This window comes from Methylocaldum sp. GT1TLB (genome assembly GCF_051027445.1).
Classification (GTDB): domain Bacteria; phylum Pseudomonadota; class Gammaproteobacteria; order Methylococcales; family Methylococcaceae; genus Methylocaldum.
Genome location: NZ_CP194898.1, coordinates 2,090,444 through 2,110,166 on the forward strand (window position 1 = coordinate 2,090,444; position 19,723 = coordinate 2,110,166).

A 19,723-nucleotide genomic window follows, 5' to 3' on the forward strand; every position below is an offset into this window, starting at 1 on the left:
CCGACCATCCTGTTGTCCTTAAGGAAGCTCGGATTAAGTCCTTCGACAGGCCTGCCCTGAGCCTGTCGAAGGGTCATGAACGGAATCCGCTTGCTCAGAGGCCCCTTTAACGGCTCGACGGCCGTTTCGCCCCGTCGAAGACGATGAGCGTCGGGTTCACGAGTTGCTTGGGGTCAGGACCTCGGGTCGACCCCGGCACGACGTAGTTCCGCTGAATGATTTTGATTGCGTCGCCTGGGGGGACCATTTCCTCGGTGATTTCGCGGCAATTCGGAAGGTTCCCGCAGTCGCGTGCGAAGTAGTAGACGTAGAGCTTGTCGGTGTTGCCGACCGTCTCCGAGAAGGCGGACGCGCTCCCCTTGAGATCGGGATCCGAGACGTTCGTGACGCCCACCAGAGCCGGGATCCGGTTGGGCGCCAGACTCGTGTACGTGGCGTTGCCGGTGGCGGTGCCGAGGGTGCCCGCGACGGCGAGGACTTCGCCCGAGTCGATGCTCTCCGTCGGGCTGATCTGGTAGTCTGCGTCCTGGGTATCGCCGAGGCAGTTCATGGGGCGCCGGACGCAATGCTCGCCGATAAGGTCCACCTTGAGCAGCAGGCTTTCGAACGGCCCGTCCTTGGCGTCGGGCTGTCCCCAGTGCTGCTTGACCGCCTCGACCAGATTCTCGACATTACCCTCGAACCCGAGCTCGGACTTGGCGATCCTCTCGTCCCGGACAGGTTTTGGGTAGGGCTCGGTCGGACGCGCCGTGTTCGTGTCCCTCACGCGGAGAATGGCGAGCGGGCGCTTCTGGCGCCACTCATCGCCGGCCGCCTCGTCTTCCGGCAGCGAATAACGCATCACGGTCATCAGGTCGTCCGCCTTTGAGCCGAACCCCAGCCGGCCGAGGTCCGTCGACACGGGCTCGACGAACACCTGGTTGCGATCCGGTACGCCCGCCCGCAGCAGCGCCTCGGTGAGCGCACGCTCCATCACCGCGTCCGGTGTGATGATGAAGAAGCGCTGCTGGTTGAACGCCGCGTCGGATTGCCGCTCGATGACGACGTTGTTGTTGCTGTTGCCGATGCTGGAGAACACCAGCGCACGGGACGGATTCGGCGACATCATGAAGAGGATGCTCTGCATGAAAGGATCATCGGCCACGGACTGGTAGATTTCATCCGTGGTGTCGATCTCCCCTTCGCGCGTAAAGATGTACGTCTGTATCCCGAAGTACCTTCCGGGCGGCGGAAGCTGCGCCAGCACGACCAGCGCCTCGCGCTCATCGAGGCGGTACGTCCACCAGGTGTCGCCCGGCGTCGGCCCGAGCAAATCCCTCATGTTCTGGTCCACGAACTCGTCCGGCCAGAGCGGAACGGAAGGGATGAGATAGGGCGCCGCCGGGTTGTTGCCGAGGCAGTTTCCGATGGTCTCGAGCGCGAACTTGCAGTCTTCGATCCTGAACAGGTTCCAGGCTCCCCGAGCGACCTCGTAGCCTTTCGCCTCCAGGTCGGTCCGGAGATTCCGGACCTTCTGCTCCAGCGACTCGGGGAGCTGATTGTCGTTACTCGATCCGTTGTTCTCACTGTTCGCCGCGGACGCAAATGCAATCATCGCCGCGAACGCGAAGCAAAGCATGTGGGTTCTCATGAGTCCTCCTGACCGACCTAGTGTCCTGAGTGAAACGAATGCGGCAAAGCGCCCCATGTTGCGGAAATGGATCAGAGCAGAAGCGCCTTGCATCAAAAAATTTTCATGCCGCCATAATCTGCTAGATTGCAAGGCTCGGCATTTGTTCCGCTTCCATGGATGAGGTCGGGTCTTGCAATCATGCCTCGACCTGACAAAAACGGAGGACTGCGTCAGTTCTTTACGTCATAGCCGAGATACACGGGCTAACAGGCAATGCCGTTACGTTAAGCCGAAGAACGCCCCCCGGCACGGAACCGTTTATGCGATTGGAATGCCGGGGTCCAGAGGACATGGATGGCAGCGCACCAATCGCGAATGATGCGCTTCACCTTCGTTCAGCACATCCTACGAGCCCGTAGGATGCGCTGAGGTACGACAAATCGGCAGGAAAGCCGATTTGCACGCAAAGCGCCCGAAGGGGACGGCACATGGACGTGCCGTATGACAAATTGGCAGGAAAGCCGATTTATACAGCGGAGCCGCCCGCAGGTCATGCGCACAGCCCGGCGTCCCGCCGGTGTCGTCATAACGACTTCAGATACTCGACTACATCGCGTTTTTCCTGATTGCTCAGTCCTAAATCGAAGCGTGCGTCGTAACTGTCCACCACGTCCAGCAAGGTTTTGAACCGACCGTCGTGGTAAAAACGCCCTTTGTTCTCCGGACGCATGAAAAGGCCGCGTTCACGCACGAAAATCCCGGCCAGGTTCATCGTCTTGTAAGCGTCTCCGGGAGCACGATTCGCCTGAAAACCGTCGATCCTCATCTCGTCGGGTGTATGCAGGTTCCAGCCCGGCTCGGTCCACAGCGGCTCGACATGGCAACTCCCGCACCTGGCTTTGCCGCCGAACAGTTCGCTCCCCCGTTCGGCCGCCCCAGCATCGAAGTCCACGCCGGCTTTCGGCTTGGGTGCGGGCAGAGCCAGCTGAAAGAAATGGAGCGCCGGCAGCTTGGGAGTAACCTGATCCTCTTTCGGATCGACGGATATGTGGCCGAATTCTTTCGCGGCAGCGATCGGAAACTTATCGGCGTCATCCAGCCGGGGATCGAAGAAGGTACCGACCCCGCGCAGTTCCAATACCGCCACGAATGCATTCCAGTAGGTCACCGTACCCCAGTCGCCGGTCCAGGCGTGCTGATTGTAGCCGGCAAGCCCAAAGGCGTCGGGAATGAGCGTGGCAGCCGGCTTGCCTTCCGGGGTGAACGCCTTGCCGTCGAGGAGGAGTTGCGCATCGAACTTGCCGGGTCCCCAACTCTGTAGCACGTCGCGGACTTGGGAGTCGGTAATGTCGGGGTGAACGATTCTCAGCAAATCGACGATTGGTTGCAGGTTCGGAGCGAGGGCGATGATGGCCCCGACGTTGAGATCGTGATTCGCCCAGCCGTCCAAGCGCTCGCCGACGCCCGGAGCGAGCGAGTCATTCACGGTGGAGTGACAAAGGGCGCAGGTGAGACCCACGGATTTGAGCGAACCGTCGGAATTGAACGTGCCTTTGACGCCCAATACGGCGTCCTGCTTGATCAGGGCCAGCGTAACCGCGACGTCGCTCAAATCGACCGCCCCCTGCTCGAGTTGCTGGACGACTGATCCCGGCAGCGCCTCTACGTCGACCTTTAGCCCCAAGTCCAGGGCTTGTTGCGGTGTCAGTCCATTACCGATTCCGCCGAAGCGTTCCCCTTCGATGGCTTTATGCAATTGAAGCGCATCACTCCAGAATTGCTCGTCGCCAAAACTATCGAAGCGAAAAATTTCCCGTCCTTGGGTAACCATCTGCGCGGCATTTTGGACAATTCGGTCGCGCTCCAATTGGGAAGCCGTGTTGGCCTCTGTTGATTTGCCGGTTCTGTGGGAATCATTGGCAAACGCCGCCAAGCTGAGCAAAAACCCCGCAAGTGACAGAAATAACGGGGTGATTGTCCGGGTGATAAGGCTGACTCTATCCATAAGTCTTTCCTCACTATTCCAGTATGAGTTTCCTGCTCATGAACGCGGCGGGCGTTTGTTATCGCTTCGGCACGAGGAGCGATTTTCGACAAACGCCCCTGGCTCTCGTGAAACGCTTAAGTAGCGAACCCGATGCCGCCATGGGTTTGGAGCGGGGGAGGCAGAAAAGCCCGATTACCCGATTCGGGCCTGTATAAAAGGAGACTCGGAATAGGTCGATTTTGTTCACAACTAGACACGCCCGGCACAAACGGCAGCGACGCCTGACCATCCGCCCGGCCCTGTCGCGAAGTTTCGAGGGCCGCCGGGATAGGCACCCTGTCGTGATCGAAAGGTTGGCGGATTGATGCAATACCGATCGGGAGTGTACGGATTGATGTGCGAACGCTTCTTATGGCGAGCGGGGCATGGCACGGGATTGATTCACGACAAGCGACCGATCGCTTGAAGAGATGCGCACCAAGACCTTCGAGAAACTCAAGGGGAAGGGGCCGCTTGTCATTTATGGCCGATGTATAGCCATCGCATGACCGTGCTCAGCCAGCGACAGGCCGCTTGTGCCCCGCATCGCCTCAATGCCAGCCGCCGTAGCGTTTTGTCGGATCGCCGCGGAAGCCGGAGGTGGTCTTGTCTTCCTCGGGAACGGTACTGCTCATCATCGCGGCCGCCATCAGGTTTTTCCGGGTATAGCCGCCCAGCGACTTGGCTTTTTCGGCGACGGCCGTGGTCTTGGGATTGATGTTGTATTGGCTCTCGAACGAGTCCACGATGGCCACTATGAGCGGCTCCGATCCTTCACGATACGCTTTCAGCAGGATCGGCAATGCGGTGCCGGCCGGAATGACGATGGAAAAGCGGTTGCTGCCTTCCAAGGATGTTTCCGCAATGGTGTTGCCTTTTTCGTCGGTGGCCACCACTTTTCCTTGGATGACGGGTTCCTTCTCGTCGTTTACCGTACCTCGCAGGGTCTGCTCTTTTTCGAATTTCTGCTCTTCCTGGAATTTTTGCGGCAGCCCCTGGAACATTTCAGCGGGTTTGTCCGACTCCCCGCATCCCGCTAGGAACACCGCCCCCGCAAGCACAATTGACGCGGTTTTGGGAAGTCTCTTCATCTTTGAAACCAGTTCATGCACAGCCATGGAAACCTCGGATCTTGCATGTGAATGAATAGAGCTATTGCTCGGACAGCTCAATCGGAATGGCATCTTTCAACCATTCTCTAGTTTTCTCTCATTAATCAAACGGTTGCCTGACTCGTCCGACGACATGAATCGGCATTAGATTCAGAGGCCACAGCATACACCAGAATCCATAGCAAACGAGTCAGGAATTCATTCGCCTGCCCGGCTGAGTACGTCTTGGCGTCTTTGGAATCCCCGTCTTCGCAAAAGAGTCCACCCAGTCTCCCACCTGGTTTTCCGTTTAGCACATTACGCTAAAGCCAATGCGTCCTATACGAATCGTCGCAGGCGCTGGATAGTGCTCCCTATCCGGCGACTCATTGTTTCCGAAAATGATTCGATACGGCTGCAGGCCTTGAAATTGCGGTGTTCAAGCCTCTGCACGGTGAATCCCGCGAAGTTTTCCGGCGCGCCTTCCTGTTTCCAACAGCCTGGGCAATGGCGAAAATGGAAAACATCAATACCTGCTCTTTGGAGGTCCCTGAGCATGGACATCATTCTGGACGGGCCGAGTCAACCGCCGCTTTCCTGCGGAAAACCCAAGTACCTCGTGATCCTGCTGCATGGTGCGGCATCGAATGGCGATGAGATCATCGAACTGGCGCTTGATTGGGCTCCCACCTTGAACAAAGCGGAATTCCTGGCGCCCAACGCACCCTGGCTTAGCGATGGGGAAAGCAATCGGCGCCAGTGGACTTGCCCGACCGACAACGCTCAACACTCGGGCGCTGGGCTGGACGAAGCCGCTGAACGTCTTCAGGTGTTTCTCGATGCTGTCCTCGCCAAACGGCGGCTGGAAGACAGCCAGCTCGCGTTGGTCGGTTTTGCCCAAGGCGCGGCTCTCGCGCTTCGCGCCGGCCTGACGCGGGCCAAGCCGCCGGGCGCGATCGTCGCTGTCGCCGGCGGCATCGATGAAGTCCCTATCGAGCGCAATATGATTCGATCCGGTCCGCCGGTGTTATTGGTTGAGGCGGATGTGGAGGCCGGCGCCGGCGCGGTGGGCTTGGATCAGGCCCAGCACCAATTGGCCAAGTGGGGAATCCCTATACAAAGGTTGGCTAAACCCGGAAGTTATCACGGCCTCGACGATGACGGGGTGAGCACCATTGCCGATTACCTTCACCGAGCCTTGGTCAAGCCTAGCGCTGACTAGGCGCATATATCGATCTGCTCTTGGGATGGTAGCTCAAAGGATCTCGCGCCTCAGACTCCATGCGACTCGGCCTGCTAACAATGCAGCTGGTAAGCCTAAGGAGCCCCGAATCCATGACAGCCGAGAACCGGTAAGCACATGGGCCACCTCACTGCTTGTGTACTGGCGCGACGTAGCACGGGCATTCACTTTTGATTAATCAAAAAGCCAGGAGATTCAACGTGTCGCAATCGCAATCCGTAATCCTTAACCGCTCCGACGTGCCCACGCGCGAAGCGCTTCAGGAGGCCATCAAGGGGCTCAAGTTCCAGCTCTCCGTCGATGAGTCCTACGCTCCGTTCGAAAGCTCTGGCTATTTGCCCTGTACCATCAACGGCGAAGACAGTGGAGTCAATATCCGTTTCGATGCTTTGGAGCCTTATCTGGCCCGATTCCCCAACCTGCAGGCGCAGGCCGGCCAGCGCGACACCCTAATCACCTTGCGCTCGGAAGGCGATCCCCGTGAGGACGTGTGCGTGCTGATGATCGCAGCCGCCTTGGCGCAGAACTTTGATGCCATCGTCCATAGTCCGAAGAAGGATGTACTATCCCCTGCGGAGAAGCTAATCAGTCAGGCGCGCAGCCAGTTCGCCGATCTGGATTAGTCGAGCGAGCCTTCAAGCGTGATAGCGGAACCTGCTGGCGGCTCACACCAGAGACGCCGATCGATCATGATACGCGCCTTCGCGCCGGCTGAACTTGGATGTTGAGGGTGTAGAAATCCCTTAAACTCGAAAAAACCACGGCATGAAAAATCAGTCGATAGCGGACCTATTTGGCGTGAAAATGAGACTTTTCCACAGCTTCGTCAGGCATTCACAGGAGAGGCGGCATTGAATCTGAGAATCGCAACAGACGAGGACATCTCTCAGCTGTCTCGTCTCCTTGAGATCCTGTTCGCGCAAGAAGAAGAATTCACGCCCAACGTCGCGCTGCAGGAGGCCGGTTTAAGAACGATCATCTCAAACCCTCAGGTTGGAGAGATCATGCTTGCAGAAGCGGACGGCAAGATCATTGGGATGGTGAGTCTCCTCTATACCGTCTCAACGGCGCTCGGAGCTCGGGCGGCGATCTTGGAGGACATGGTCGTTGATCCCATCAAGAGAGGCGACGGGGTTGGCAGCAAGCTGCTTGAGTATGCGTTGCAGATTTCCCGCGAACGAGGATGTGCACGAATCACGCTCCTAACGGACGCCGGCAATCTTGGCGCTCAAAGATTCTACGAGCGGTTCGGCTTTACCAAATCGACGATGATCCCCTTGCGGCGCTCGCAACAATGCGATTGGCTGAAGTCCAAACCATGAATCGCGACGCCTACAACGCCATCGCCGAATCATGGGACCGAGCGCGCAGTGCCTTTTATGGCCGCGAGAAGGCGTACCTGGACACTTTTCTCCGCGATATGGCCGCGCGGTCCCCTATTTTGGACCTGGGCTGCGGCACTGGACGCCCGATGGCCGAGTACATCTTGAACCAGGGGCATAAGGTCACCGGTATCGATCAGGCAGTCGAGCTACTCGAGCGCGCCAGAACGCGCATGCCGTCAGGGACTTGGATCGAATCGACGATTGAGGGATTCGACACCGACGATCGTTTCGCCGGCGTTGTCTGTTGGGACGCCCTCTTCCATATTCCGCGCGAGCATCACCCGGCTATCCTGGCCCGCATTGCCAAAATGCTTAGCCCGAAAGGCCGACTGATGTTGACCGTGGGAGGGTCGAAGCACCAGCACCCGGCATTCACGGATACAATGTTCGGCGAGACGTTCTTCTACGACTCATTTCCTCCGGAGAAGGTAATGTCTATGCTCGGCGAACTGGGTTTTAGGCCACTCGTCGCCGAGTTCATGAACGAACCAACCTCCGGCCGGGACAAGGGCCGCTACGCTATCGTCGCACACATCGCTTAACGTCTCGATACGGCTGCCGTTTCCGGTTTGCCCGGGAGTAGACGCCCATACAAACGCGTCGAAAAACCCTCGACTCGAAAATTCAGCTTTTCGATCATCGACGAACCACAGACCCTAAGCTGTTCAAACCTTGGGGGATTCTAAGCCCGTTAGGGCGGCAAATTAATGATTGATTTAAAGGATTTACCCGATCGATGGCGCCCACTTTTTCGAGCCTGACTCATACTCATCAGGGGCAGGAAGCAGGGACTGTGTTACTCCAAAAACGATTAGTGAGATCGTTCGGATCCGGCCGGCCATCGTTTGCCGAAAAATTGATTATGATGCCGGAAAGACAAGGGATAGGGAGATCAGCGGCAATTTCCCCATCGGCATTGGCCGTCGTCGTCCAATAATACTCGGAGATTTCGTCTTGGCCGATGCGCACCCCGCGGATAGTCGTCTGTGTATTGGGGAGGAAGCCCGAGCCCGTTACGTGGAAGGCCGTTTCCAGGCCGGCTCCGGTGGTCGAGACGCCGAGGTTGGGCTCCGGTTGGGACGGCGGCGGCGGAGATGGTGACTGCGGCGGTGGCGGTGGAGGTGGGGCCGCGGGAGGAGGCGCTTCGGAGGGTTGCCAAGCCCATAACGTGCCGTCGGCCTTTACGGCCCAATGATCAAGATACCTTCCAGCGGAGATGCTGCTAAACCCTTCCCCTGGGATCTTTTGATAACCGATTCCATCGGTTGTAAACCAGACAGTCCCATCGGCAGCGACGAGCCAGGCTGTGCCATCATGGCTGACCGAGACATCTTCCCATTGCATTTCGCTGCCGATTCCCTCGGCAGGAAACCAGGCTTCATCGGGCGTCCCCACGTTGCCGCGCCACCAAAGAGCACCGTAGTTCGCTATACCCCACATTTGACTACGGTTGTTGCCGGCGAGTCGCTTAAAGCCGATCAAGGCACTTCGGTCCTCGAAATCGATACCGTTCCTCGTCATCCAGACAGACCCATCGGCGCGCGCGACCCATACGGTTCCATTAAACACCGTGACGTCCACCAATGGCCCGGCCAAGTTCTGCGGTACCTGCTTCCACGTTTCATCATTGCGCCGATGCCACAAAAAGCCGCTAGAAGTGATGCACCATACCGTGCCGTCGTACGCCACATCCACGCGTGCAAGTCCGCCGGGGCTTGCGACTTGACCGGCGATTCGGGGGGGCCAGGGGCCGCCGCCATGCCGCCAGAGGGTTCCGTCCTTGGCGATGAGCCAGACATCTGTTGCACCTGTATCCAGTTGCTTGGCGACGTCGCGCAGCTGAGGAAAAGAAACTTGCCCTGACTGGGTGGTGTCGATCACGGACCTCGGATACCAAACCCGTTCGTCAACTGCTCTTACGGTGCCGACGAGCACGGTCAGCACTAAAACGGCCAAGACACTGACAAGCTTGATTGTCCGCTTTGAAGGTGCTGGCATATCCGTGCCTCGCTGTGCAGTTCCCGTGTTTATCGTGACGGGGCTCTAGTGGTAAGGACGGGGTTTGGGTTCGATCATACTTCCCTATGACCGGCCTCCCGAAAAAAGTTCATAAGAGGCTCTATTTACGGGAGTTGATCGATGACGGTTCAGACGTACGATCTTGTTTATCCGATGCTAGCACTGTTCTGCTGGACGTTTCTGATCATGCTCAGGAATGTACAGGTCAGAGTCCGGGCGGTTTTGAAGGGAGAGCTTACAAACGAATACTTCGAACTCTTCTGCGGCCCCGAACCTCCGGAAGAGGTATTGAAGACCGGGAACAATCTGAGAAATCTCTCAGAGTTTCCACCCTTGTTCTATGTCGCCGCCCTCGCAATTATGGTAACAGCGCGTACAGACGCTGTTTTCATTGCTCTCGCGTGGAGCTACGTAGCATTAAGGATCGGGCACAGCATGGTGCACCTGACGTTCAACAAAGTTCCCGTCCGCTTCTTTTTATTCATCCTGAGCAATGCCGTTCTGCTCGTAATATGGATACGGCTCGGTGTTCTGGTGTGAAAAGGAACGAAGTCCCAATCGGAAAACGGCAGAGCGTCCATGCGTCAAACACGACACTGAAACTAGTGCGGATTCGCCTCAACCGCCTGTGCCACAAACTCGCCGAAGGCCCGACTGCCGTCACCGGTGGGAATGGTTTTTTCCAGTTGCAAGGTGTCCGCATTGATCACGGAAACGGAGTTGCTGAACCAATTGGCGACATAGATATGCTTGCCGTCGGGATGGGCGGCTATGCCTTCGGGGTATTCGCCCACCTTGATCGTGGCGATGACTTCGCCCCGGTCGGCCGCGATGACCGATACGGTGTTGTCGTATTGGTTCGTCACGAACAGACGACTACCGCCGGCGCCCAAAGCCACCGCATAGGGTCTGTCGCCGACCGGAATGGTTTTCAGTAGCGCCATGCTCTCCGCATCGACCACGGAGACGTCGTTGCTTTCCACGTTGGCGACGTACAGACGGCTGGCTCTTGAGTCCAGTGTGACGCCGAAGGGGTGCTTGCCGACGGTGACCGTTTTCTTGACTTCCAGCTCGGCGGCATCGATGAGCGAAACCGTGTCGTCGTCCCGGTTCGACACGTAAATTTTCGCTCCGTCCGGACTCACAGCGACACCGGAAGGAGAATGCCCAACCGGAATTCGCTTCAGTACTTTCGAGCTATCGAGATCGACCACGGAAAGATAGTGTCCGTACCAATCCGCCACATAGGCCCTCGTCCCGGCCGGATCGACCGCAATGCCCAACGGTCCCTCGCCCATGGGCAAGGTGGCGATCACGTTTTGGGTGCGTCCATCCAGAACCGTAACGTCTTTACTGCCGGGGTTGGTGACGCAAATCCTGGCGCCGTTTCGGCTGACGGCGACGCCGGCCGGCTCCGACCCGACTTTGACAGCCTTGACGACGGTTCCGCTCGCCGTATCGATCACGGATACGCTGTTGTCCTTTTGGTTAGTGACATAAGCATAGGGTTCGGCGGAAACGTCACCGACCGAGGAAAACAGGAGAGCGGTGGCGTACGCCACCGCTTTCGCCCGATTTACCGAATCGTAAACGCCAAACATGTCGTTATTTCTTCTCGGCAACGGCTTTCAGATTCGCCAATCCTTCCTTGTATAGTTCGGTAACCGCTTTGAGGGCGGCTTCATCGCTCTGCTCCGGCGGAGGATTGTTATTCATGAAGCTGCGATAAAAGGCGCCGTTCCATTCCACCTTGGAACCACCGGCCGGGTTCGGTTCGACTTTGATATTCGACGAATAATTGGCTACCGGCAGATCCTTGGGATCGACTTCGGTGATCTTGTATTGCATGGTCATTTTGGAGGCATCGTAGCTCTTGAGTTCTTCCTTGATCACGCCGCCGCTTTTCAGCTTGAGTTCCCGCGTCGCGCCTTTCTCGGTACCGCCTTGCGCCGTGGTGCTTTCAACCGGCGGCAACCATTTCTGCGGATTCGCCCAGTCGCCGACAAGGGCCCAAACCGCGTCCGGCGTGGCGTTGATGTCGACTGTTTCGGTAACCTTCTGACGGCTCGGACCGTGGGCATTCGCAAACCCCGCCCACAGCAACGACAGGACGGCGACTAATGACAAGAGCTTTTTCATTATTTTCTCCTGGTGTGAACGAACAAAGCCGAAAGTATAAGGCAAATTGCTTATGGGTTAGGAGATAATTTCCTGAGCGTAACGCCGCAGACTCGCGAGGATTTCCAGATCCTTGGCGGATAAGCCGGGAGATGTTTCCAGCGCATCGATTCTTGCTTGATATTCGCTCAGAACTATACTTCCGCCACATCCCTGAACCGTCAAGCGCCGGATGCGATACGCTTCCCAGCGGGCGGCTTCTTCCGCCGACAAAGTCTCGGAAAAGTTTCGAGCACGATAGCGGAAAACCAGCTCCGGCAGACGTGCATCCTTAAATGTTGGTTGCGCGCGGCTTAATTCATCCGGAGACAAACCGCGTAGCCATTTTAGAGTCGCGCGATCGGCATCGCCGATGAATCCGTCATACAGCATGAGATCGGGATCATCCATAACCATCTCGACACCGTTGAATTCCATCACTTCCTGGATCTTCTTCGCCAAGGTCCATTCCCGCTTGAGTAAATCGAGGTGGCGGTTACAGCGAGAAAGGTCGATTTGCAGCCGTTCCGCATCTCCGGGACGCAGAGCCGATAACGGCGCGATAACGGGGCATTTGTTCACGTGGACCGTTTTCAGCGGAACACGCTCGACGCCGGGCGGCAGTTTCGCAACCGGAGTGAACAGGCGTTCCCGAAGCTCTTCAGCACTCAGGGTGACGAGTGGCGTGGGATCGACGGAAAGATCGTAAACAACTATCCCGTTCGGATTTCGCGGATGCTTGACGAGCGCAACCACGACGGCAATACAGTGCCGCTCTGCGGCGAATTTTTCCGAAACGTGCAAGACCGGCTGCATTGCGCCGAACCGCAGCAATTCGAAGGCCTCTCTCTTCCCGCGATTAGAAAAAACGAAATTGAAAAGCTTGGGCTGGCGCTCGCGAACCAAACGCGCTATGGCGATGGTCGCCCAGACGTCGGCCAAGGCGTCGTGCGCATTCTCGTGTTGTATTCCGTTAGCGACCGTCAGCGCGTCCAATCGTAGGCTCGGCCTGCCGGAATCGTCCGTGGGCCATTCGATGCCCTCGGGCCGGAGCGCCCGAGTCAGTCGCAGCATGTCGATGATGTCCCATCGGGAATTGCCGTTGCGCCATTCCCGTTCATACGGATCGAACAGGTTGCGGTAAAGACAGTTTCGGGTGACTTCGTCGTCGAACCGAATATTGTTATAGCCGGCTACGCAGGTTCCCGGCACCAAGAACTGATCATGAATCCTGGCGATAAATTCCGCTTCCGTGACGCCCCGCTCCGCAGCCAACTGAGGCGTTATGCCGGTAATCAGACAAGCTTCGGGTACCGGCAATACATCACGCGCGGGCTTGCAGAACAGCGTTACGGGTTCGCCGATCGGATTGAGTTCCAGATCGGTTCGAATGCCTCCGAACTGCGCAGGACGGTCGCGCCTGGGATCGGTCCCGAAGGTTTCGTAATCGTACCAATATAAGGAAGAGCAGGCGGACATGTGCCGGAAGTACCTAGGGTTTACGTGTCCAAGCGAGGAACGTAAACCGCCACGGTACTGTCTTCATCCGGCACATGGGTTGTTTGCGGGAAAAAATCGTTAATGTATTAGCGCCTATCCGCTGGCGACTGTGGGAATTAAAGCGCCTGTTGATCAGGAGTTTTCGGCCATAGCTTCGAGCTTTCGCCGCTTCTCGCATTTCTGAACGCAAACGCATTCGCCGTTGTTTACGCCTCCACAGGTGCCTTTGATGGCGCCTCGCCCGAACATGACGCCTATCGCCATAAAGAAGATAACGGCGGCTATCACCGCAAAAGTAATCAGAAACAGTGTCATCGTTCGCCTCGACTAATCCAATACGGATGATCTTGAGGCACCCTTATGGCCGGTTGCGCCGGTGCCGAAAAGGACATGCCCCGAAAAATGGTCTCGACTTTACTACGTTTTCCAAAAAAGAAAAGCGGGAGGCGCCCGAAAACCCCTCCCGCTTTCTCGGCCGGACGAACCGGGCGGACTAGCCGCCGAAATCGTCCAGCATGATGTTTTCCCTTTCCACGCCGATGTCTTCCAGCATTTTGATCACGGCGGTGTTCATCATCGGCGGACCGCAAAGGTAGTATTCACAATCCTCCGGCGCCGGGTGGTCCTTCAGATAGTTCTCGTACAGAACGTTATGAATGAAGCCGACGTAGCCGGTCCAATTGTCCTCCGGTTTCGGTTCGGAAAGACCGATGAACCACTTGAAGTTCGGATTTTCTTCCTGCAGCTTGTTGAAATCGTCCACGTAGAACATTTCCCGCAAGCTACGAGCGCCGTACCAGAAGGTCATCTTCCGCTTGCTCTTCAACCTGCGAAGCTGGTCGAAGATGTGCGAGCGCATCGGCGCCATACCGGCGCCACCGCCGATGAAGACCATCTCGTTGTCGGTGTCGCGGGCAAAGAACTCGCCGAACGGCCCGGAAATCGTCACCTTGTCGCCCGGCTTCAGATTGAAGATATAGGACGACATGACCCCCGGCGGAATGCCATTGGCTCCCGGCGGCGGCGTGGCGATACGGACGTTGAGCATGATGATATCGCTCTCTTCCGGATAGTTCGCCATGGAGTAAGCGCGAATGGCCGGCTCCTTGACGACGGATTCGTACTGCCACAGATTGTACTTGTCCCAATCGTCACGGAAGCGTTCTTCGACATCAAAATCCGAGAACTTCGCATGATAAGGCGGGCACTCGATCTGGATGTAGCCGCCGGCGCGGAAATTGACATGCTCGCCCTTGGGCAGTTCCAGCACCAACTCCTTGATAAAGGTCGCGACGTTATGGTTCGAGCGAACCGTGGTCACCCATTTCTTCACGCCGAAGACTTCGTCATGAACATGGATCTTCATGTTCTGCTTGACGGTGACCTGGCAGGCCAGACGATCCCCATCCGCCGCCTCTCGCTTGGTGATGTGCGAAAGTTCGGTGGGCAGAATGTCGCCGCCGCCTTCGTGCACTTTTACCCGGCACTGGGCGCAGGTACCGCCGCCGCCGCAAGCCGAGGATACGAACAGATTGTTGTCCGCAAGCGCGGTCAACAGCTTGGCGCCGATGGGAACGTGGATGGTCTTTTCGTCGTTGATCAGGATATCGACGTTGCCGGATGCGACCAGCTTCGATTTCGCGCCGAGAATCACGAAGACCAGGGCAATGACGATCAGGGTGAAAAACAATACGCCTAGGATGATTTCCAACATTGTCTTATGCCCTGCCCCTTACAGTTGAATGCCCGAAAACGCCATGAAGCCCAGCGCCATCAGGCCTGCCGTGATGAACGTGATGCCCAGGCCGCGAAGTCCCGGCGGCACGTCGCTGTATTTCAGCTTCTCGCGAACGCCCGCCATGGCGGTGATCGCAAGAGCCCAGCCGAAGCCGCTGCCGACGCCGTAAACCACGCTTTCGTTGAAGTTGTAATCGCGCTCGATCATGAACAGGCTGCCGGCGAGGATGGCGCAGTTCACGGTGATGAGCGGCAGGAAGATGCCGAGAGCGTTATAAAGTGCAGGGAAAAAGCGATCCAGCACCATTTCCAGGATCTGCACGATCGCCGCGATCACGCCGATACACGCCATCAAAGCGATGAAGCTCAGGTCGACGTTTTCCAAACCCGCCCAGGACAGTGCGCCTTCTTTCAACAGATAGGTATAGATCAGGTTGTTGGCAGGAACCGTGAGCGTCTGCACGATGACAACGGCGATGCCGAGGCCGACTGCGGTTTCGATCTTCTTCGAGACGGCAATGAACGTGCACATTCCCAAGAAGAAGGCCAGAGCCATGTTCTCGATAAAGACCGACTTAATAAATAGATTGATATAGGCTTCCATCAGTGTGCCTCCCCGTGAGCCGGCATGATGGCGAAGTCAGCCTTCTCGACTTGTTGCGGCTTCCAGGTACGCACCGCCCAGATCAGCAATCCGATCAGGAAGAAAGCGCTCGGCGGGAGCAGCAGCAAGCCGTTCGGGACATACCAGCCGCCGTCCTTCAAAAGAGGCAGCACGTCGATGCCGAGCAGTTTGCCGGAACCGAACAGTTCGCGAACGATGGCGACGGTGATCAGAATCAGGCTGTAGCCGAGGCCATTGCCTATGCCGTCGAGAAAACTTTCCCACGGCGGATTCTTCATCGCATAGGCTTCCGCGCGCCCCATGACGATGCAGTTGGTGATGATCAGACCTACGAACACCGACAATTGCTTGCTGATTTCGTAAGCGAACGCTTTGAGAATCTGATCCACCACGATCACCAGCGAGGCAATAATCACCATTTGAGCGATGATACGAATGCTGCTCGGAACGTGATTGCGGATGAATGCGATACCGGCGCTCGAGCAGGCGGTGACCGAAGTCAACGCGAGGCTCATGATCAGCGCGGTCGATAGCTGCGAAGTCACCGCCAGAGCGGAACAGATCCCTAACACCTGCAGAGTGATGGGGTTGTTATCGACTAACGGTTCGACAAGAACTTTCTTGTGTTCTTCATTAAGGTTCATCGGCTTAACCCCTCTGAGATCTAAGCTTTGCCAGATAAAGTCCGAAGCCTTCCCTGCTCATCCAGTAGCTCACCAGGTTGCTGACGCCGCGGCTCGTGAGCGTAGCGCCCGCGAGCGCATCCACTTGGTATTCCGAGCCCGGCTTGGACGGATCGACGGAGCCCTTTACGAGGCCCAATGCGACTTCGCCGATCTCGATCTGCTGTCCCTTCTCGGTCAAGTTGCTCTCGTGCAATTCCTTGCCGGTGAAGTTGTACACTTTCTTTCCTTTCCAAAGCGCCTTCCATTTCGGATTCACCACCTCGCCGCCCAGGCCGGGAGTTTCCGCCTGATCGTAAAGATTGAGGCCGATAACCGTCTGCGCATCGGCTTGCAGCGCCATAAAACCGTACATGGTGGACCACAACCCGTAACCGCTGACCGGCAGGATCACCGACTTCAATTGGCCGCCCTCCTTGACCAAGTAGACCTTGGCGTATTTGGGCTTGCGCTTGATATTGGCGATATCCTTTTCCGGCGGTATGGCCTCGCTCATCGCCGGATCCTTGGCTGCCTTGCGCTGATCGAAGGTTTTCGGATCGATCGAATCGACGTAATCGCCCGTTGCCAAGTCGACGACTTTCGGCTCGATATTCTTGAAGGCCTCGTCGACCTTGGTTCCTTCATCCAACAGGCCCGCCACCTCGAGAATGTTGACTTTTTCGTCCTTGGACTTATTGCTTTCCTGCAGCGGCTTGAGCGCAACGGCCGAACCCGATACCAATACCGCTCCGACCAGGCACAATGCGAAAGCGACGGCGAGCGTTTTCTGGAAACTGTCGTTCGGCAGCACCAGAATCTTCTGCGCGTACTCGTTCGCTTTTTCGATGAAGCCGGCGATCTTATCGGACACCTGCGTTCCCGCTGTGTTGGGATTTGCTGAATCAGGCATGACGTCTAACCCTTCTCGTGATATTCGCTTTAATTACGGCGTAGTCGATCAGCGGCGCGAAAATGTTGGCGAACAGGATGGCCAGCATGATGCCTTCCGGGAAAGCCGGGTTCACGACTCGAATCAGCACGGTCATGAAACCGATCAAGGCGCCGAAAACCCAACGCCCGGCATTGGTATGCGCCGCGCTGACCGGATCGGTGGCCATATACACCGTGCCGAAAGCGAAGCCGCCCAGAGTCAAATGCCAGTACCAGGGCATCGCGAACATGGCATTGGAATCGCTGCCGACGATGTTGAACAAGGTGGACGTTGCGACCATGCCGACCAGGACGCCGGCCATGATCCGCCACGAGGCGATGCGCGTGTAGATCAGGAATGCGGCGCCGATCAGACAGGCCAGGGTCGAGGTCTCGCCCAGCGAGCCTTGCTCGAAACCGAAGAAGGTCTGCCACCAAGAGATGCCGCCCGCCGTGATCGCGTCGACGCCTCCCATGGCGCCCAAGCCCAGAGCGGTCGCGCCGCTGAATCCGTCTACCGCGGTCCATACCGCGTCACCCGACATGGAGGCCGGATAGGCGAAATACAGAAATGCGCGGCCGGTGAGCGCCGGATTCAGGAAGTTCTTGCCGGTGCCGCCAAAAATTTCCTTGCCGATCACGACGCCGAACGAAATGCCGATGGCCACCTGCCACAAGGGCGTATTGGGCGGCAGCGTCAACGCGAACAGGATGGACGATACGAAGAAGCCTTCGTTTACATCATGCTTCCGGACGACGGCGAACAAGACTTCCCATATACCGCCCGCCACGAGCGTGACGATATAGATCGGGAAGAAATACAAGGCGCCGTGCATCACAACGGAAATCGGATTGACCGGGTTGTAGCCGAAAACGTCCATGATGGCACCGCGCCAGCCGGGTGCCGAGGCGATACCCATGCTCTCCATGGCCGAGTTGGCCTGATAGCCGGTGTTGAACAGCGCCATCAGCAAACACGGCAGAGCCGCGATCCAGACGTAGGTCATGACCCGCTTCAAATCGACTGCGTCGCGGACGTGAACCCCGCCAGCCGTCACATCGGGAGGGCTATAGAGAAAGGTGTCGACCATCTCATAGATCGGATAGAGCTTCTCCAGCCGACCGCCATGCGCGAAGTACGGATGTATCTTGTCTAAGAATTGCCTAGTACGAGACATTAGCCTTCCTTCTCAATTTGGGTAAGATTCTTGCGAAGCACCGGGCCGAAATCGTGCTTGCCCGGATCGACGAAGGTGCAAAGCGCCAGGTCTTCTTCGTCCAGTTCGAGACAACCCAAGGCCTGCGCCGTATCGGTGTCGCCCACGATCAGCGAGCGCAGCAATTGCGTCGGCAGAATGTCCATGGGCATGACCTCTTCGTAGACGCCGACCGGCACGATAGCTCTCGCGCTGCCATATTTGGCGCTGGTGAAAGCGAACTTGCGCCCCTGTTCTTTGGGAAGACTGGATAAAAGCACGTTCAGGAAAGAGTACTTGTCGCGATCCGGTACTACCCACCCCATGAACTCTCTTTGCCGCCCTTCCTCGATGACGCTGACCTGATTGTGATAGCGCCCGAGATAGTCCGACCATCCTTCCGCCTTCTGGCCGCACAGTATGGACCCCGAAATCACGCGTGCTTCCTTATCCGCAACGGTTTCATTTCGAACCAAATCGCTCAGATTGGCGCCCAGCCGAGTGCGGATCAAACGGGGGCGCTCGACCATCGGCCCGGCGAGAGAAACGACTCGCTCCACGTTCAATCGGCCGGTGGTGAACAGGCTACCGATCGCCATGACGGCTTGATAGTCGAGATGCCAGACTATCTTGGTAGCGCTGACGGGATCGAGATAATGGATATGGGTACCCACGAGACCGGCGGGGTGCGGCCCGTCGAACTCAGCGATCTCGATCTTGTTACTGTCTCCGGAAGGCAGGGAATGATTCGGCGCCGTGCAGAGATAAACCTTCCCCTCGGTCAGCTTGGAAACGACAGTCAGTCCGTTTTTGAAGTCTTGAACCCGTTCCTGAATGACAACATCCGGCCGAGCGGCCAATGGGTTGGTGTCGATCGCCGTCACAAAAATGGAATGGGGCGCCGTATCGGGATCGGGAACCTTGCTGTAGGGGCGGGTTCGAAGAGAGGTCCACAAGCCGGAAGCCAGCAGATTCTCTTTTACTTGCTCGACAGTCAGATCGGCGAGTTTGGATTGGTCGTACGATTGAAACTGAACGCTGTCATCGCCGTCCAATTCGATGACGACGGATTGAAGCACGCGTTTGGCGCCGCGATTGATCGCCTTGACCACGCCGCTCCCGGGCGAGGTGAACAAAACCTTGGGATACTGTTTATCCGAAAACAGCGCCTCACCGAGCCTGACCCGGTCTCCCTCCGAAACATTCATGGAGGGCTTCAATCCGACATAATCCAAGCCCAGTAACGCTACGGATTTAACAACGTTACCGTCGTCGTGTATCGTTTGCTCGGGCTCCCCAGTGATCGGCAGATTCAAGCCTTTCTTTGTTCTGATTAGCATATATACGCCTGTGGATCGCACAAATTGACGGCCAAACCACCCCTCTCGCATTCCTGCAACAGGTTCGAAGAAGACGGTAGAGGGAGTGCTAAGATGTATTCGGCTTAAGGCGCGCCGAGAGAGTGCCACGAGTTTATTCAAAACGTCGCGCCTCAAATCGAAGCTGCGCGTAGCGAGAGGTATGCTCGGCGTTTCCC

At 57.2% G+C, this 19,723-nt stretch carries 19 protein-coding genes; 5 read left to right on the forward strand and 14 right to left on the reverse strand.

What is annotated here, in order from left to right; all coding sequences use genetic code 11:
• Window positions 1-106: 106 nt before the first annotated feature.
• The 3 genes from ACR2R1_RS08935 to ACR2R1_RS08945 all read right to left on the reverse strand — a co-directional run bounded on the left by ACR2R1_RS08935 (window position 107) and on the right by ACR2R1_RS08945 (window position 4,756).
• Window positions 107-1,630: a hypothetical protein gene (locus ACR2R1_RS08935; protein WP_143735068.1), complete on the reverse strand. Its 1,524-nt coding sequence runs from the start codon at window positions 1,628-1,630 to the stop codon at window positions 107-109.
• A gap of 565 nt (window positions 1,631-2,195) precedes the next feature.
• Window positions 2,196-3,617, reverse strand: coding sequence for a hypothetical protein (locus ACR2R1_RS08940; RefSeq protein ID WP_434113695.1), 1,422 nt, complete (start codon window positions 3,615-3,617; stop codon window positions 2,196-2,198).
• A gap of 572 nt (window positions 3,618-4,189) precedes the next feature.
• Complete coding sequence (locus ACR2R1_RS08945; RefSeq protein WP_434113698.1) at window positions 4,190-4,756, reverse strand: hypothetical protein; 567 nt, start codon at window positions 4,754-4,756, stop codon at window positions 4,190-4,192.
• A gap of 529 nt (window positions 4,757-5,285) precedes the next feature.
• Between ACR2R1_RS08945 and ACR2R1_RS08950 the strand changes: the two genes are divergently transcribed.
• The 4 genes from ACR2R1_RS08950 to ACR2R1_RS08965 all read left to right on the forward strand — a co-directional run bounded on the left by ACR2R1_RS08950 (window position 5,286) and on the right by ACR2R1_RS08965 (window position 7,899).
• Entirely contained in the window at window positions 5,286-5,951 is a 666-nt protein-coding gene (locus tag ACR2R1_RS08950) for an alpha/beta hydrolase (RefSeq protein WP_077728820.1), read from the forward strand.
• A gap of 221 nt (window positions 5,952-6,172) precedes the next feature.
• Window positions 6,173-6,595 (forward strand): hypothetical protein, encoded by a 423-nt coding sequence (locus ACR2R1_RS08955; protein ID WP_156880374.1) that lies wholly within the window; start codon window positions 6,173-6,175, stop codon window positions 6,593-6,595.
• A gap of 228 nt (window positions 6,596-6,823) precedes the next feature.
• Window positions 6,824-7,294 (forward strand): GNAT family N-acetyltransferase, encoded by a 471-nt coding sequence (locus tag ACR2R1_RS08960; protein WP_156880372.1) that lies wholly within the window; start codon window positions 6,824-6,826, stop codon window positions 7,292-7,294.
• Window positions 7,291-7,899, forward strand: coding sequence for a methyltransferase domain-containing protein (locus tag ACR2R1_RS08965; RefSeq protein ID WP_156880370.1), 609 nt, complete (start codon window positions 7,291-7,293; stop codon window positions 7,897-7,899). The genes ACR2R1_RS08960 and ACR2R1_RS08965 overlap by 4 nt, the downstream gene beginning before the upstream one ends.
• A gap of 229 nt (window positions 7,900-8,128) precedes the next feature.
• On the opposite strand, the gene ACR2R1_RS08970 is transcribed toward ACR2R1_RS08965, so the two are convergent.
• A complete protein-coding gene (locus ACR2R1_RS08970; RefSeq protein WP_077728817.1) occupies window positions 8,129-9,355 on the reverse strand; it encodes a tectonin domain-containing protein in 1,227 nt (408 codons plus the stop codon).
• 141 nt (window positions 9,356-9,496) lie between these two features.
• On the opposite strand from ACR2R1_RS08970, the gene ACR2R1_RS08975 reads away from it, so the two are divergent.
• A complete protein-coding gene (locus ACR2R1_RS08975; RefSeq protein WP_077728816.1) occupies window positions 9,497-9,916 on the forward strand; it encodes an MAPEG family protein in 420 nt (139 codons plus the stop codon).
• Between the two features lie 62 nt (window positions 9,917-9,978).
• On the opposite strand, the gene ACR2R1_RS08980 is transcribed toward ACR2R1_RS08975, so the two are convergent.
• From ACR2R1_RS08980 to ACR2R1_RS09025, 10 genes are all read right to left on the reverse strand, one after another.
• Entirely contained in the window at window positions 9,979-10,977 is a 999-nt protein-coding gene (locus ACR2R1_RS08980) for a cytochrome D1 domain-containing protein (protein ID WP_077728815.1), read from the reverse strand.
• A 4-nt stretch (window positions 10,978-10,981) separates the two neighbouring features.
• Complete coding sequence (locus ACR2R1_RS08985) at window positions 10,982-11,515, reverse strand: SRPBCC family protein (RefSeq protein WP_077728814.1); 534 nt, start codon at window positions 11,513-11,515, stop codon at window positions 10,982-10,984.
• A gap of 57 nt (window positions 11,516-11,572) precedes the next feature.
• Window positions 11,573-13,012: an exodeoxyribonuclease I gene (gene sbcB / locus ACR2R1_RS08990; protein WP_077728813.1), complete on the reverse strand. Its 1,440-nt coding sequence runs from the start codon at window positions 13,010-13,012 to the stop codon at window positions 11,573-11,575.
• 153 nt (window positions 13,013-13,165) lie between these two features.
• Window positions 13,166-13,348 carry a DUF539 domain-containing protein gene (locus ACR2R1_RS08995; protein WP_077728812.1) on the reverse strand — a complete coding sequence of 61 codons (183 nt, stop codon included), beginning with the start codon at window positions 13,346-13,348 and terminating at the stop codon, window positions 13,166-13,168.
• 178 nt (window positions 13,349-13,526) lie between these two features.
• The gene (nqrF, locus tag ACR2R1_RS09000; RefSeq protein WP_077728811.1) at window positions 13,527-14,747 is read right to left on the reverse strand and encodes an NADH:ubiquinone reductase (Na(+)-transporting) subunit F; all 1,221 of its coding nucleotides are present in this window, start codon (window positions 14,745-14,747) and stop codon (window positions 13,527-13,529) included.
• An 18-nt stretch (window positions 14,748-14,765) separates the two neighbouring features.
• Window positions 14,766-15,374: an NADH:ubiquinone reductase (Na(+)-transporting) subunit E gene (gene nqrE, locus ACR2R1_RS09005; protein ID WP_077728810.1), complete on the reverse strand. Its 609-nt coding sequence runs from the start codon at window positions 15,372-15,374 to the stop codon at window positions 14,766-14,768.
• Window positions 15,374-16,039, reverse strand: coding sequence for an NADH:ubiquinone reductase (Na(+)-transporting) subunit D (locus ACR2R1_RS09010; RefSeq protein WP_077728809.1), 666 nt, complete (start codon window positions 16,037-16,039; stop codon window positions 15,374-15,376). Before ACR2R1_RS09010 ends, nqrE begins: the two co-directional genes overlap by 1 nt.
• Window positions 16,040-16,043: 4 nt before the next feature.
• Window positions 16,044-16,970, reverse strand: a complete 927-nt coding sequence (locus ACR2R1_RS09015; RefSeq protein WP_077728808.1) for a Na(+)-translocating NADH-quinone reductase subunit C — start codon at window positions 16,968-16,970, stop codon at window positions 16,044-16,046.
• Entirely contained in the window at window positions 16,963-18,168 is a 1,206-nt protein-coding gene (locus ACR2R1_RS09020) for an NADH:ubiquinone reductase (Na(+)-transporting) subunit B (RefSeq protein ID WP_077728807.1), read from the reverse strand. Before ACR2R1_RS09020 ends, ACR2R1_RS09015 begins: the two co-directional genes overlap by 8 nt.
• Window positions 18,168-19,526, reverse strand: a complete 1,359-nt coding sequence (locus ACR2R1_RS09025; RefSeq protein WP_077728806.1) for a Na(+)-translocating NADH-quinone reductase subunit A — start codon at window positions 19,524-19,526, stop codon at window positions 18,168-18,170. The genes ACR2R1_RS09020 and ACR2R1_RS09025 overlap by 1 nt, the downstream gene beginning before the upstream one ends.
• Window positions 19,527-19,723 lie beyond the last annotated feature (197 nt).